Origin of the sequence: Aromatoleum evansii, assembly GCF_045689615.1 — a bacterium.
In the GTDB taxonomy this organism is placed as follows: domain Bacteria; phylum Pseudomonadota; class Gammaproteobacteria; order Burkholderiales; family Rhodocyclaceae; genus Aromatoleum; species Aromatoleum evansii.
On sequence record NZ_CP141259.1, the window covers coordinates 3,222,418 to 3,237,196 of the forward strand.

At 68.1% G+C, this 14,779-nt stretch carries 12 protein-coding genes; 6 read left to right on the forward strand and 6 right to left on the reverse strand.

All coding sequences use genetic code 11. From position 1 onward, the window contains the following. Window positions 1-73 precede the first annotated feature (73 nt). The 5 genes from U5817_RS15130 to U5817_RS15150 all read right to left on the reverse strand — a co-directional run bounded on the left by U5817_RS15130 (window position 74) and on the right by U5817_RS15150 (window position 5,740). Window positions 74-472 (reverse strand): RidA family protein, encoded by a 399-nt coding sequence (locus tag U5817_RS15130; protein ID WP_407277885.1) that lies wholly within the window; start codon window positions 470-472, stop codon window positions 74-76. Then, complete coding sequence (locus tag U5817_RS15135) at window positions 462-1,667, reverse strand: acyl-CoA dehydrogenase family protein (protein WP_407277886.1); 1,206 nt, start codon at window positions 1,665-1,667, stop codon at window positions 462-464. Before U5817_RS15135 ends, U5817_RS15130 begins: the two co-directional genes overlap by 11 nt. 4 nt (window positions 1,668-1,671) lie before the next feature. Next, on the reverse strand, window positions 1,672-2,517 hold the full coding sequence (locus tag U5817_RS15140) for an enoyl-CoA hydratase family protein (protein WP_407277887.1): 846 nt from the start codon (window positions 2,515-2,517) through the stop codon (window positions 1,672-1,674). 69 nt (window positions 2,518-2,586) lie between these two features. Next, a complete protein-coding gene (locus tag U5817_RS15145) occupies window positions 2,587-3,399 on the reverse strand; it encodes an SDR family NAD(P)-dependent oxidoreductase (RefSeq protein ID WP_407277888.1) in 813 nt (270 codons plus the stop codon). Between the two features lie 16 nt (window positions 3,400-3,415). Further along, the gene (locus U5817_RS15150) at window positions 3,416-5,740 is read right to left on the reverse strand and encodes a bifunctional salicylyl-CoA 5-hydroxylase/oxidoreductase (protein WP_407277889.1); all 2,325 of its coding nucleotides are present in this window, start codon (window positions 5,738-5,740) and stop codon (window positions 3,416-3,418) included. A gap of 343 nt (window positions 5,741-6,083) precedes the next feature. On the opposite strand from U5817_RS15150, the gene U5817_RS15155 reads away from it, so the two are divergent. From U5817_RS15155 to dctP, 3 genes are read left to right on the forward strand one after another with little or no spacing between them, the layout of a single operon-like run. After that, window positions 6,084-6,614: a TRAP transporter small permease gene (locus tag U5817_RS15155; protein WP_407277890.1), complete on the forward strand. Its 531-nt coding sequence runs from the start codon at window positions 6,084-6,086 to the stop codon at window positions 6,612-6,614. Between the two features lies 1 nt (window position 6,615). Continuing rightward, window positions 6,616-7,932, forward strand: a complete 1,317-nt coding sequence (locus U5817_RS15160) for a TRAP transporter large permease subunit (RefSeq protein WP_407277891.1) — start codon at window positions 6,616-6,618, stop codon at window positions 7,930-7,932. 52 nt (window positions 7,933-7,984) lie between these two features. Beyond that, window positions 7,985-8,956, forward strand: coding sequence for a TRAP transporter substrate-binding protein DctP (gene dctP / locus U5817_RS15165; RefSeq protein ID WP_407277892.1), 972 nt, complete (start codon window positions 7,985-7,987; stop codon window positions 8,954-8,956). 95 nt (window positions 8,957-9,051) lie between these two features. Here the strand turns inward: dctP and U5817_RS15170 are convergent, their stop codons facing one another. Continuing rightward, window positions 9,052-9,549 carry a MarR family winged helix-turn-helix transcriptional regulator gene (locus tag U5817_RS15170; protein WP_407277893.1) on the reverse strand — a complete coding sequence of 166 codons (498 nt, stop codon included), beginning with the start codon at window positions 9,547-9,549 and terminating at the stop codon, window positions 9,052-9,054. Window positions 9,550-9,967: 418 nt separating this feature from the next. On the opposite strand from U5817_RS15170, the gene U5817_RS15175 reads away from it, so the two are divergent. Genes U5817_RS15175 through U5817_RS15185 form a run of 3 tightly spaced genes read left to right on the forward strand, consistent with a single transcriptional unit; the run spans window position 9,968 to window position 14,748 of the window. Continuing rightward, the gene (locus U5817_RS15175) at window positions 9,968-12,124 is read left to right on the forward strand and encodes a thiamine pyrophosphate-dependent enzyme (RefSeq protein WP_407277894.1); all 2,157 of its coding nucleotides are present in this window, start codon (window positions 9,968-9,970) and stop codon (window positions 12,122-12,124) included. 8 nt (window positions 12,125-12,132) lie between these two features. Further along, a complete protein-coding gene (locus U5817_RS15180; protein ID WP_407277895.1) occupies window positions 12,133-13,731 on the forward strand; it encodes an indolepyruvate oxidoreductase subunit beta family protein in 1,599 nt (532 codons plus the stop codon). Window positions 13,732-13,758: 27 nt separating this feature from the next. Next, window positions 13,759-14,748: a PDR/VanB family oxidoreductase gene (locus U5817_RS15185; protein ID WP_407277896.1), complete on the forward strand. Its 990-nt coding sequence runs from the start codon at window positions 13,759-13,761 to the stop codon at window positions 14,746-14,748. Window positions 14,749-14,779: the final 31 nt, after the last annotated feature.

Consider the following 14,779-nt stretch of genomic DNA (forward strand, 5'->3'; position numbering starts at 1 on the left):
AAGGGGCCGGATCGGCAAAAATACTTTACTCATGAATTAATTCGAGCTCAAGCAAAATCGCCCTGCACACGGGTCAGTCCGGGATCACCGCAGTGACCTCGATCTCGACCTTCGCGGCGTCCTCGACGAGATCGGCAACCTGCACCGCCGTCATCGCCGGGAAGTTGCGCCCCATCACCTCGCGGTAGGCCTGGCCGATCTCCTTCAAGCGGGCGACGTACTCCTTCTTGTCGACGAGGTACCAGGTCATGCGCGTGACGTGCTCGGGTCCGCCGCCGGCACTGCGCACGACGTCGATGGCGTTCTTCAGCGCGAGGAAGACCTGCTGCACGAGGTCGTCGCTCGGGAAGCGGCATTGCGCGTCCCAGCCGATCTGGCCGCCGACGAAGATCTGGCGGCCGCGCGCCTCGATGCCGTTCGAGTAGCCTTTGGGCGCGGCCCAGCCCTCGGGCTGAATCACCTTATGAACCATGCTTGTCTCCTTCGGGGGATGCCTTTCGTGCCGTAGTCGGCGCCGGCTCTTTCATGAGTTCGCGCGCGACGATGAGCTTCTGCACCTCGGTCGCGCCCTCGTAGATGCGCAGCGCGCGGATCTCGCGGTACAGCGACTCGACCTTGACGCCGACCCTCACGCCCTGCCCGCCGTGCATCTGCACCGCGGCATCGATGACGCGCTGCGCGTTCTCGGTCGCCGTCATCTTCGCCATCGCCGCCTCGCGCGTCGTCGGGCGCTTCGCAACGTCCCGCTGCCACGCGGCACGCGCCGTCAGCAGCGCCGCCGCATCGATGTCGGTCGCCATCTCGCCGAGCTTCGCCTGCGTGAGCTGGAAGTCGGCGAGCGTGTGGCCGAACATCGCGCGACCCTTCGCGTGCGCGAGCGCCTCGTCGAGCGCGCGGCGCGCGAAGCCGAGTGCGGCCGCGGCGACGGAGGCGCGGAAGATGTCGAGCGTGCGCATCGCGATCTTGAAGCCTTCGCCCGAGGCGCCGAGGCGGTTCCCGGCCGGCACGCGCAGGCCCTTGAAGCGCAGCCGCGCGAGCGGGTGCGGCGCGATGACGTCGAGCCGCTCCGCGACCTCGAAGCCGGGCATGTCCGGCGTCACGACGAAGGCCGACAGCCCGCGCGTGCCCGGCGCATCGTCGGTGCGCGCGAACACGCAATACACGTCGGCGATGCCGCCGTTCGAGATCCACGTCTTCTCGCCGTCTAGCACGTAGTGGTCGCCGTCGGCCCGCGCGGTCGTCGCGATCGCGGCGACGTCGGAACCAGCCTCCGGCTCGGTCAGCGCGAAGGCGGCGATCCACTCGCCGGATGCGACCTTCGGCAAAACGCGGTGCTGGAGTTCAGGCGAACCCGCGAGCGTGATCGCGCCGGAGCCCAGCCCCTGCATCGCGAACGCGAAGTCGGCAAGCCCGTCGTGGTACGCGAGCGTCTCCCGCGCAATGCACAGCGCCCGCGAATCGAGCTCCGGCAGCGCGCCGCCGAACGCGGCCGGCACGCAGTAGCGCAGGAAACCGGCGCGGCCGAGCGCGGCGACGAGGCGTCGGCACGCGGCGTCGGTGTCGTGATGATCGATGGGGGGCATCGCGGCCGCCCAGTCGAAGATCGCGTCCGACAGCGCGCGGTGCTCGGGGCCGAAGAACGGCAGGTCGAGGAAGCTGCGGTCCATGATCTCAGCAGCCTTCGAACTTCGGCTTTTCCTTCGCAGCGAAGGCCTGGAACGCGCGCCCGAAGTCGCCGGTCACCATGCAGATCGCCTGGGCCTGGGCCTCGGACTCGATCATCTCCTCGATGCCCATCGCCCATTCCTGGTTCAGCATGGTCTTCGTCATCGTGTGCGCGAACCACGGGCCGTCGGCAAGGGTTTTCGCAAGGGCCTGGGCCTTGCCGAGCAGTTCGGCGGGCGCATGCACGGCGCTGAAGAAGCCGCAGGCAAGCGCCTCGTCGGCCCCCATCGCACGGCCGGTCATCAGCAAGTCGGTCGCCTTGCCCTGCCCGACGACGCGCGGCAGCAGCCCGCAGGCGCCCATGTCGGCACCGGCGAGCCCGACGCGCGTGAAGAGATAAGCGGTCTTTGCTTCCGCCGTGCCGAGGCGGAAATCGGCCGCGAGCGCGACCATCGCGCCGGCGCCGGCGCAGATGCCGTCGATCGCCGCGATGATCGGCTGCGGCGCGCGGCGCATCGCCTTGACGAGGTCGCCGGTCATGCGCGTGAAGGCGAGCAGTTCGGGCATTGTCATCTTCGTCAGCGGCTCGATGATCTCGAACACGTCGCCGCCGGAGCAGAAGTTGCCGCCGGCCCCCTGGATGACCACCGTGCGCACGTCGCTCGCATACGCGAGTCCGCGGAACAGGTCGCGCAGCTCGGCGTACGAGTCGAAGGTGAGCGGGTTCTTCTTCTCCGGGCGGTTCAGCGTGATCGTCGCGACGCGTCCGTCGTCGGAGCACTCCCAGCGGAAATGGCGTGCCGCATAGTCCTTGAAGGGGTGCTTGTGGTCCTGCATCGACAGTTCGGCCATCTCATTCTCCTTTGGTGACCCGCGCGAAATCCGCGCGCGGAATAGTTCTTATATGGGTGGAACGGCTTGTCAGCCGCACATTACTTCGCCGCCGGCGACCGCGATCGACTGACCGTGGATCGCGTCGCTCGACGGCAGGCACAGCCAACCGACGGTCGCCGCGACGTCCTCGGGCTGCACCAACCGGCCCTGCGGGTTGCGCGCTGCGAGCGCAGCCTTCGCGTCGTCGGTGCTGCGGCCGGTCTTGGCGACGATGTTGTCGACGGCGCCTTCGATCAGCGGGGTGTCGGTGTAACCGGGGCACACCGCGTTGACGGTGATCCCCTGCTTCGCGACCTCCAGCGCCAGCGCGCGCGTGAGGCCGACGACGCCGTGCTTGGCGGCGCAATACGCCGCGACGTAGGCGTAGCCGACGAGCCCCGCGGTGCTCGCGACGTTGACGATGCGCCCCCAGCCCGCGGCCTGCATGCCGGCCAGCACAGCATGCGTGCAGTGGTAGGTGCCGGTGAGATTCACGGCGAGCATCTCGCTCCACAGCTCGGGATCGGTGCGGCCGAAGGGCGCGCTTTTCGCCGCGCCCGCGTTATTCACGAGGATCGCGATCGGGCCGCGCGCTGCCGCAGCTGCGTCGAAGGCGGCGCGCACAGCGGTGAAGTCGGTGATGTCGGCAGCCGCAAGGCCATGACCGTTGCCTTCGAGTTCCGCGCAAGTCGCCTCGAGCGCTGCACTGCGCCGGCCGACGAGCGTCAAGGTTGCGCCGAGCCGCGCGAGTTCGAGCGCGCAGGCGCGGCCGATACCGCTGCCGGCACCGGTCACCAGCGCATGCCGGCCGGCGAGCGGCGCGGCGGTCTTTTCTCTATTGGGATCGGGGGTGGTTGTCATCGTGGTAGTCCCCTGATCATTTACCGCCCGCGACCGCGGCCGCGGCGCGCTGCAGGTTGGTCTCGTACTGGCCGCGCGCCGAGCGGTACTGCTTCGGCCACGCGACGTCGCCGAACCCGATCTTCGCCGCTTCGTGCAGCGTCCACGCCGGGTCCGCCAAGTGCGGCCGCGCGATGGCGCACAGGTCCGCGCGGCCCGCGGCGATGATGCTGTTGGCGTGGTCGGCCTCGGAGATCGCACCCACCGCGAGCGTCGGGATGCCGACCTCGTTGCGGATGCGGTCGGCGAACGGCGTCTGGTACATGCGGCCGTACACCGGCTGGTCGCCCTTCCACACCTGGCCCGACGAGCAGTCGATGATGTCGGCGCCGGCCTCCTTGAAGAGGCGCGCGATCGCGACGGCGTCGTCGGCAGTATTACCCCCCGGGAACCAGTCGTGGCACGACAGGCGCACCGACATCGGGCGGTTCGTCGGCCACATCGCACGCATCGCCTTGAACACTTCAAGCGGGAAGCGCGCGCGGTTCTCCAGATCGCCGCCGAACTCGTCGGTGCGGCGGTTGGTCAGCGGCGACAGGAAGCTCGACAGCAGGTAGCCGTGCGCGCAGTGCAGCTCCAGGATGTCGAAGCCCGCCTCGGCCGCCATCCGCGTGGCGCGAACGAAGTCGTTGCGCACGCGCTCCATGTCGTCGCGCGTCATCGCACGCGGCACCTGCGAGTGCGGCAGGTAGGGCAGCGGCGAGGCGGAGATCAGCTCCCAGGCGCCCACGTCGAGCGGCTCGTCGATGCCTTCCCACGCGAGCTTCGTCGCGCCCTTGCGGCCGGCGTGGCCGAGCTGCATGCCGATCTTCGCATCCGAATTGCCATGCACGAAATCGACGATGCGCTTCCACGCATTCACGTGCTCAGGCTTGTACATGCCCGCGCATCCCGGCGTGATGCGCGCATCGGGCGACACGCAGGTCATCTCGGTATACAGGAGCCCCGCGCCGCCCAAGGCGCGCGAGCCGAAATGCACGAGGTGGAAGTCGGTCGGCGCGCCGTCCTCGGCCGAGTACATCGCCATCGGCGACATCACAATGCGGTTCGCGAGCGTCAGGCCCCGCAGCTTGAACGGGGTGAACATCGGCGGCGGCGGGGTCTCGTCGTCGCGCACCGTCATGCCGGCCTTGCGCGCGAGCCAGCGCTCGTAGCCTTCGAGCCAGCCGGCGTCGCGCAGGCGCAGGTTCTCGTGCGAGATGCGCTGCGAGCGCGTCAGCATCGAGTACATGAACTGCTCCGGCTCCAAGGTATCGCAGTAGCGCGCGCCGCACACCTCGAACCATTCCATCGCATTCCACGCGGCGTTCTGCAGCCGCAGCACGTCGATGTTGCGCGCCGCCTGATAGCGCTCCAGCACCGCGGGGATGTGTTCGCGCGTATCGCCCTCGTCGCGGAAGAGCCGCGTGAGCTCGATCGCGTCCTCCAGCGCGAGCTTGGTGCCCGATCCGATCGCGAAATGCGCGGTATGCACGGCGTCGCCCATCAGCACGACGTGGCTCTTGCCGTTGTAGTGGTGCCACTGCTCGCATTTCACGCGCTGGAAGTTGAGCCACGCCGAGCCGCGCAGGTGGCGCGAGTTGGTCATCAGGCGGTGGCCGTCGAGGTGCTTGCCGAAAAGCTGTTCGCAGAAGGCGATCGACTGCTCCTGGTCGGCGGTGTCGAGGCCGTGCGCCTTCCACACGTGCTCGGGGCATTCGACGATGAAGGTCGTCGTCTTGTCGTCGAACTTGTAGATGTGGGCCTGGAACCAGCCATGCTCGGTCTTCTCGAAGAAGAACGTGAAGGCGTCGAAGAGTTTGGTCGTGCCGAGCCAGATGTAGCGGTTGGGCCGCGTGACGATGTCGGGCTTGAACACCTCCGCGTATTTGTTGCGGATGCGCGAGTTGATGCCGTCGGACGCGATGACGAGATCGGCGTCGGGAAACTCGGCGTCCGACTCGACCTCGCGATCGAACACCAGCTCGACGCCCAGTTCCTCGCAGCGCGCCTGCAGGATGTTGAGCATCATCTTGCGGCCAATGCCGACGAAGCCGTGGCCGCCGCTGCGGATCGTGCGCCCCTTGAAATGGAGCTCGATGTCGTCCCAGTGGTTGAACGCCACCTGGATCGCGTCGGCCGTCTCGGGGTCCCACTCGCGCATGTTGTCCATCGTCGCGTCCGAGAACACCACGCCCCAGCCGAAGGTGTCATAGGGGCGGTTCCGCTCGATCACGCGGATCTCGTGCGCCGGGTTCAGCTTCTTCATCAGGATCGCGAAATACAGCCCCGCGGGCCCGCCACCGATACAGACGATACGCATCTCAGGTCTCCTCCATCTGGACGCCCGGCTACACCCCCGGGCGTCGTGTCGCTCTATTTTAGTCGCGAATATTTCATACTTAAAGTACTTAGTCAAACGCCGGCCCAGTGCGCACCCGAAGGCTTCGGATCGTCGGGGCTGCGAACTGCTCCGCGTTGGGTGTATTACCCCACATCGGCCGACGCTTTGACCCCCCCATGTGGGGGAGGTGCGGTGCGTCGCGAACACGCACTATTCCCCGACGCCCTGCGGTGACGGCTGCTGCACCGCAGAAATAAAACTTCGTGACTGAATATTTTAAGCCTGATATATCTTCGCTCCACTCTACTCGCGGGAGTTCGGCATGGCCATACAGCAAGCGGCAATCGGAACCGGGGTCACGATCCGATCCCGTCCCGGACGGTTCTACCACCAGTTGATGAACGCCTGCGGCACGCTCGCGGCGCTGCTCTTCGGCGGCATGGCGCTGCTCGTGTGCGCCGACGTCGTGATGCGCAACGTCGGCCTCGGGTCGATCGCATGGGCCGTCGAGGCGACCGAATACATCCTGATGGTCGCGACCTTTGTCGCGGCGCCATGGCTGCTGTACCTGAACGACCATATCCGCGTCGACGTCGTGCTGCGCGCGCTGTCGGCACCGATGCGACGCCGTCTCGAGCTCGCGACCGACCTCGCCTGCTGCGTGATCTGCGCGGTCCTCGCGTGGCAGACCATTGCGGTGGCACATGACACGGCCGCCCAGGGCAGCCTCGTGTTCAAGGTGCTGGTGTTCCCGGAATGGTGGCTGAACCTGCCGATGGTGTTCTCGTGCGCGCTGCTCGCGGTCGAGTTCGCGCGCCGCTTCATCAATCTGCTGACGCGGGAGGCGCACTGAGATGGAATGGTACTGGGCGCTTGCATTGATGCTCGGCCTGATGTTCGGGCTGATGGGGGTCGGACTACCGGTCGCGTTCACCTTCCTCGGCGTGAACCTCGTCGGGGCCTGGGTGTTCCTCGGCGGCGAAGCCGGACTCGCGCAGCTCGTGAGGAATTCGGTCGGCGCGGTGACGAGCTTTTCGCTCACGCCGATCCCGCTGTTCGTGCTGATGGGCGAGGTGCTGTTCCACACCGGGCTCGCGTTCCGCGCGATCGAGGCGATCGAGCGGCTGATCGCGCGGCTGCCGGGGAGGTTGTCGGTGGTGTCGGTGCTGGGCGGCACGACCTTCGCCGCGCTGTCGGGCTCGACGATCGCGAACACCGCGATGATGGGCGGCGTGATGCTGCCCGAGATGTTGAAGCGCGGCTATCACCCGACGCTCGCGATGGGGCCGATCATGGCGGTCGGCGGCATCGCGATGCTGATCCCGCCGTCCGCGCTCGCGGTCATGCTCGGCAGTCTCGCGGGCATCTCGATTGCCCAGTTGCTGGTCGGCGGCATCCTGCCCGGCCTCGTGATGGCGGTCTGCTTCCTCGCCTACGTGATGATCCGCTGCCGCATCGATCCGGGCCTCGCGCCGCTCGACGAGGCGCCGCGCGCGCCCGACGCCTGGACGCGCTGGAAGCCCTTCGTGCGCGACGTCGTGCCGCTGTTCTCGATCTTCGCCGCGGTTGTCGGCAGCATGCTAGCCGGCTGGGCGTCGCCGACCGAGTCGGCCGCGATCGGCGCCGTCGCCTCGGTACTCGCGACCGTCTGCTACCGCGCACTCACCTTCGCCGCCCTCAGGAAGTCGCTCATCGAGACCGCGCGCGTGTCGGTCGTGATCCTGTTCGTGCTCGTCGCCTCGACGACCTTCGCGCAGATCCTGAGCTTCTCGGGTGCGACGAGCGGCGCGCTGGGCCTCATCCGCTCTCTCGAACTCTCGCCCTTGATGCTCGTCCTCGGCATGCTGGCGATCCTGCTGGTGCTCGGCTGCGTCATCGACCAGATCAGCATGATGATGATCACGCTGCCGTTCTTCATGCCACTCGCCAACGCCGCCGGCATCGACCCGGTATGGCTGGGCGTGCTGATGCTGGTCGCGATGGAGCTCGGCCTGCTGACACCCCCCTTCGGCCTGCTGCTGATGGTGATGCAGTCGGTCGCGCCACCGCCGATCCAGTTGCGCCAGATCTACGCCGCCGCGGCGCCTTTCGTGCTGATCGAGATCGGCGTGCTCGCCCTCATCGTCGCACTGCCCTGGCTGGCCGTCGGGCTGCCACGGCTGATGCAGTAGTCCGCCTTCCCTCATGCACTACCCGCATTACCCACACAAGGAGAACGAGGAGATGAAGACCCCTGTCCGCAAGCTCGCCTTTGCCGCACTGATCGCGCTGCTCTCCAGCGGCGCGAGCGCCGCCGAAATCACGCTCAAGGCCGTCAGCGCGTTCGGCCACGACACCTTCTTCAACCAGCGCTTCCGGACCTTCGTCGACAAGGTCAATGCCGAAGGCAAGGGCATCATGAAGATCCAGGTCGTCGGCGGCCCCGAGGCGATCCCGCCGCTCGAAGTCGGCAATGCAGTGCGCACGGGTGTCGTCGATCTGGCGAACACCACCGGCGTCTTCCATGCCAACCTCGTTCCCGAGGCGCTCGCCGGCTCGCTCGCCGAGAAGCCGATGGCGGAGCTTCGCGCCAACGGCGGCTACGCGCTGCTCGACCGCATCCACCGCGACAAGGCCAACATGGTGTGGCTCGCGCGCGTCTCCGACGGGCTGCAGTACCACATCTACACGAACAAGAAGGTCGACGCGGGCAATTTCTCGGGCATGAAACTCAGGAGCGTGCCGGTCTATCGCGCATTCTTCCAGGCGCTCGGCGCCACTCCCTTGCAGGTGCCGCCGGGCGAGGTGTTCACCGCGCTCGAGCGCGGCGTCGTCGAGGGCTACGGCTGGCCGTCGGTGGGCATCTTCGACCTCGGCTGGCAGGAGAAGACGAAATACCGCGTCGAACCGGGCTTCTACAACGTCGAGGTCGGCCTCTACATGAACCAGAACACCTGGAAGAAGCTCGACGAGGCGCAGCGCGCGTTCCTCGAGAAGCAGATCGCGTGGGTCGAAGCGGAGAACGTCAAGGACCTGAAGGCAGCCGAGGCCGAGAAGGCGCGCCAGGCCGGCGCGAAGATCGAGACCATCGCGATCCCCGAGGCCGAGGTGCGACAGTTCCGCGCCCGCGCCTACGACTCGGGCTGGAAGGGCATCGAACAGGCGAGCCCGCAGTACGTCGCGAAGCTTCGCGAGCTGTTCGGCAACGTGCATTGATGAATCGGCCGGCAATTACGTGATTGCCGGTCGAGTGCTGCACGCTTGCTCCCTCCCCTTCAAGGGGAGGAACAACGTGCTCGGGCCCGCCGCCGCTACCCGCCGTCGCCAAGCGGCGGCGCCGGCGGGTGCAGCGCGATCAGGTCTTTCAGCATGCCGATCAGCAGCGCCGCGTTGTCGTGACCGAACGGTTCGAGCACCGCCTGCTGGTGGCGCAAGGCGCGCGCGCATAGCGAATCGGCGAGTTCCCGCCCCTTGCGCGTAAGGCGCACGAGCGTCTGACGGCGATCGCGGCGCGCGCCGTTGCGCTCCACGAGTCCCTCGGCCTCCATCCGCTGCACCACCTTGCTCAGCGTCGGCTGTTTGGTCAGCGCGAGCTGCGCGAGCGTGCCGATGCTCTCACCGTCGCTGCCCGCCAGGCTCGCGATCACGCGCCACTCCGTCACCGAGAGGCCCGACGCCTCGACCTCGCGATGGAACTCGCGCGAGATGCGGCTGCTGGCCTGCGCGAGCAGGTAGGCGAGATAGCCGTCGACGAAGGGTGACGAGGCGTGCGTCGAAATTTGGTTTTCCGTTGTTGTCCCGTCAGTCATCGCTGCTCCCTTCACCGCCGGATCCTTCCCGGCTCGGCCCGGCGCGGCAGACACGAATGCGCCGCCGATGTTCGGGTCGATTATGCGTCAGCTCGCCGTGGATCCTGCACATGTGCGGTGCATTCCTGCACCCTTTCCGCGCCAACGCCGCGTTTGCTGCATCGCGCAAATCCCTGCCCTGTCACGGAAATTTCCGTTTTCCATGAATTTTCATATTTTCATTGACAACGGAAAGCTTCATACCTAAAGTAAATTCCACAACAAAGCTTCGGACGGCATCAAGGCAACGCGACGCCGGACCGGGTGAAAACCGGAGGAGACAAGATGGCCCCGACCCCAACAGTCAGGCCGTCGCTCGTGCGCCGTTCAGTACGGCCGTGCGGCGACGCCCGCATCCCCAGCGCTGGACAGCCGTGTCATGGCTGAGCGCTCGTTCGCGAAGGAAGTCGAGCAGCTTCGGCTGCCGGCCGGCAGCGAGTTCCGCGGCGAAGGCATCCTGGCCGTCACCAAGGCCCTGCTGCAGTCCGGCGTCGGCTACGTCGCCGGCTACCAGGGCTCGCCGATCTCGCACCTGATGGACGTACTCGCCGACGCGAAGGAGATCCTCGACGAGCTCGGCGTGCATTTCGAGGCGAGCGCCTCCGAGGCCACCGCGGCGGCGACGCTTGCCGCGTCGGTGATGTACCCGATCCGCGGCGCGGTCACGTGGAAGTCCACGGTCGGCACCAACGTCGCGTCCGACGCGCTCGCCAACCTCGCGTCGGGCGGCGTCACCGGCGGCGCGCTGGTGATCATCGGCGAGGATTACGGCGAAGGCTCGTCGATCATGCAGGAGCGCTCGCACGCGTTCGCGATGAAGTCGCAGATGTGGCTGCTCGATCCGCGCCCGAATCTCGAATCCATCGTCAAGGCGGTCGAGGACGGCTTCGAACTGTCGGAGGCGAGCAACACGCCGGTGATGCTGGAGATGCGCATCCGCTCGTGCCACGTGCATGGCCGCTTCATCACGCGCGAGAACCGCCGGCCCGCGTTCAGTCTCGCCGACGCCCTCGAAAACCCGCGCCGCGACACCGGCCGCATCGTGCTGCCGCCCGCCTCCTTCGCGCACGAGCACGAGAAGGTCCGCGACCGCTGGCCCGCCGCCGTGCAGTTCATCCGCGAGCGGAAACTCAACGAGTTCTTCGACGGCGACGACGCCCACGCCGACCTCGGCCTGATCCTGCAGGGCGGCCTCTACAACGGCGTGATCCGCGCGCTGCAGCTGCTCGGCCTCGCCGATGCGTTCGGCAACAGCCGCATCCCGCTGTACGTGATGAACGTGACCTACCCCGTCATCGACGACGAGGTGCTCGCCTTCTGCAAGGACAAGCGCGCAGTGCTGCTGCTCGAAGAAGGGCAGCCCGACTACATCGAGCAGAACCTCAACACCATCCTGCGCCGGGCGGGCGTGACGACGGCGCTGTGCGGCAAGGACGTGCTGCCGATGGCCGGCGAATACACGACGCAGGTCATGCGCGACGGCATCGAAGCCTTCCTGACACCCCACGCGCCGGCCGCGGCGGTGCCGGCGCAGGCCCCCGCCGCGGTGCCGGTCACCTTCCATCCGAGAATCCGCGATCTCGCCGCGGTCGTGCCGCCACGGCCCGCGGGCTTCTGCACCGGCTGCCCCGAGCGGCCGATCTTCGCGGCGATGAAGCTCGCACAGGCCGATCTCGGCGAGCATCACATCTCGTGCGACATCGGCTGCCACCTGTTTTCCATCCTGCCGCCGTTCAACCTCGGTGCGACGACGATGGGCTACGGGCTCGGCGCGGCGTCGAGCTCGGCGTTCAACGTGAAGTCGGGCAAGCGTTCGATCTCGGTGATGGGCGACGGCGGCTTCTGGCACAACGGCCTGACCTCCGGCATCGCCAACGCGGTGTTCAACAAGAACGACGGCGTCATCGTCATCGTCGACAACTTCTACTCGTCGGCGACCGGCGGGCAGGACATCCCGTCGTCGCGCGCGGACAACCCGAACCGCGCGACCAAGCATCCGATCGAGGCCGCGATCCGCGGCGCCGGCGTCAAGTGGGTGCGCACCATCGACCGCACCTACGACGTCGCCCGCCTGCGCGACACGCTCGAAGAGGCGCTGACGACGAGCACCGACGGCCCCAAGGTCATCATCGCCCAGTCCGAATGCATGCTGAACAAGCAGCGGCGCGTGAAGCCGCTGTTCAACAAGGCGGTGAAGGCCGGCGAGCGGGTCGTCAAGGAGCGCTTCGGCGTCGATCCGGACGTGTGCAGCGGCGACCACGCCTGCATTCGCCTGTCGGGCTGCCCGTCGCTGTCGGTAAAGGACAGCGGCGACCCCTTGAAGGAGGACCCGGTGGCTCACGTCGACAACAGCTGTGTCGGCTGCGGCAACTGCGGCGAAGTCGCCGAGGCCGCGGTGCTGTGCCCGTCCTTCTATCGCGCCGACATCATCCATAACCCGACGACGGCCGACCGCATCAAGGCGCGCGTGCGCGGCGCGGTCATCGGCTGGCTGCAGCGGCGCCGCGCGGCGCGGCTCGCACGCCACGCGCTGTGAGGATTCCGATGAGCCAAGTGACCCTTCATTCCGGCACGCCGATCAAGATCGCAATTCTCGCGATGGGCGGCCAGGGCGGCGGCGTGCTCGCCGACTGGATCGTCGAGATGGCCGAAGCGGGCGGCTGGTGGGCGCAGACGACCTCCGTGCCGGGGGTGGCGCAGCGCACCGGGGCGACGATCTACTACGTCGAACTGCTGCCCGAGGCAGCCGCGCACGCCGCCGGGCGGCCGCCGGTGCTCGCGATGATGCCCACGCCTGGCGACGTCGACCTCGTCGTCGCGGCCGAGCTGATGGAAGCCGGACGCGCGATGCAGCGCGGCCTCGTCTCCCCGGATCGCACGACGCTGATCGCCTCGACGCATCGCAGCTACGCGGTCGCCGAGAAGGCGGCGCCGGGCAACGGCATCGCCGATCCCAACAAGGTCCTCGATGCAGGACGCGAAGCGGCGAAGCGCATGCTGTGCTTCGACCTGCAGCAGATGGCCGAGCGCGCCGGCAGCGTGATCTCGGCGAGCCTGTTCGGTGCGATCGCCGGCAGCGGCGCGCTACCGTTCGCCCGCGACGCGTTCGAAGCGACGATCCGCCACGGCGGCGTCGGCGTCGAGGCGAGCCTGAAGGCCTTCGCGCTCGGCTTCGACGCCGCGGCCCAGGCCCCTGCTGCGCCCGCGCGCATCGACACCTCGCGCCCGCTGCCCGCCGTGCCCGATCGCGCCGCGCATCCGCGCGTGCAGGCGCTGCTCGACACGGTGAAGCAGTTCCCGCAGGCCGCGCAGCCGCTGCTCGTCGCGGGCCTGCGCCGACTGATCGACTACCAGGACGTCGCCTACGCCGAGGACTATCTGCGCACGCTCGAAGGCTTGCGCGCGCTCGACGCGAAGGCCGGCGGCGACGCGCGCGACTGGGCGCTGACGCAGGCGGCGGCCCGTTACGTCGCGGTCGCCATGAGCTACGACGATGTGATCCGCGTCGCCGACCTGAAAACGCGCGGCAGCCGCTTCGAGCGCGTGCGCAGCGAAGTCGGCGCGAAGAGCGACCAGCTTGTCTACACGACCGAGTTCATGCACCCCCGCCTGGAAGAGATCTGCGGCACGCTGCCGCTGCGGCTCGGTCGCTGGCTCGAGAACTCGAAGACGCTCGGCGGCTTCATCCGCCGCCGCGTCGAGCATGGCCGGCGCGTGAAGACGGGCACGCTGACGTGGTTCGTCGGGCTGTACTGCCTCGCCGGCCTGCGCCGCTTCCGCCGCGGCACGCTGCGCCATGCGATCGAGACGACGCACATCGACGATTGGCTCGCCCGCACGACCCGCATCGTCGCGACCGACTATGCCCTCGCCGTCGAGGTGCTCGCCTGCCGGCGGCTCATCAAGGGCTACAGCGGCACGCACGACCGCGGCGACCGCCGCTTCGCGCGGCTGATGCAGGCCGCCGACGAACTGCTCGGCCAGCCCGAGGCCGCGGCAACGCTGAAATCCTTGCGCGACGCCGCGCTCGCCGACGAGGAAGGCAAGGCGCTCGACGCACAGCTCGCTCAGCTGCTGCGGGCCCGCGCCACGCCTCCTGCCGGAGGCCGCGCACGAATCGACACCCCCCGCGTCGCGGCCTGAGCCGTGACCCTATCGAGGAGCGTTCCCATGCGCACATTCGAACTTGAAGTCCGCGCCGTCACCGCGGAAACCCCGCTGATCCGCGCATTCGAACTCGCCGCACCCGATGGCGCCGCCCTACCCGGTTTCAGCGCCGGCGCACACCTGAAGATAGCGGTGCCGGGGCTCGCCGAACCGCGCTGCTATTCGCTGATCGAGCTTGCGCCCGACGCTGCGGCATTCGACCGTCCGACACGCTATCGCCTCGGCGTGCGCATCGAGGACGCCAGCCGGGGCGGCTCGCGCTTCATGCACGCGCTGAAGGCGGGCGACCGCGTCACGGTGACCGGCCCGAAGAACGATTTCCCGCTGCACGCACCCGCGTCCGGCGAGGCCCCGGTCGTGCTCCTCGCCGGCGGCATCGGCATCACGCCCGTCGCCTCGATGGCGGCGGCCCTGAAGGCAGCCGGGCGCCCCTTCGTACTGCACTACAGCGGCCGCAGCCGCGACCAGCTCGCCTTCGTCGACGAACTCGCGGCGCTGGCCGGCGACGCGCTCGTGCTGCACGCCGACGACGACCCCATGACCCGACTCGAGGTCGGCGCGCTGCTCGACTCGGTGAAACCGACGCGCGGCGAAGCCCCGCACCTCTACGTGTGCGGCCCCAAAGGCATGATCGACGCGACCATAGACGGCGCCAAAGCGCGCGGCTGGCCCGCCGGGCACGTGCATTTCGAACTCTTCGCCACCGCGGCGCCGGTCGCCGGCGACCAGCCCTTCGAATTGGAACTGCGCCAATCCGGCCGCATCCTCACGGTCCCCGCCGACAAGACCATCGTCGAAGTCATGGAGGCAGCCGGCTGCGACCCGATGTTCGACTGCAAACGCGGCGAATGCGGCGTGTGCACCGCGACCGTCCTCGAAGGCGTGCCGGACCACCGCGACTACTTCCTGACGGACTCGGAGAAGGCCGCAGGAAAGCTGATCCAGATCTGCATCTCGCGTGCGAAGAGCGCGCGGCTGGTGCTCGATCTCTGAACGACCACAGACGAGAAAACTCGCAGGAGGA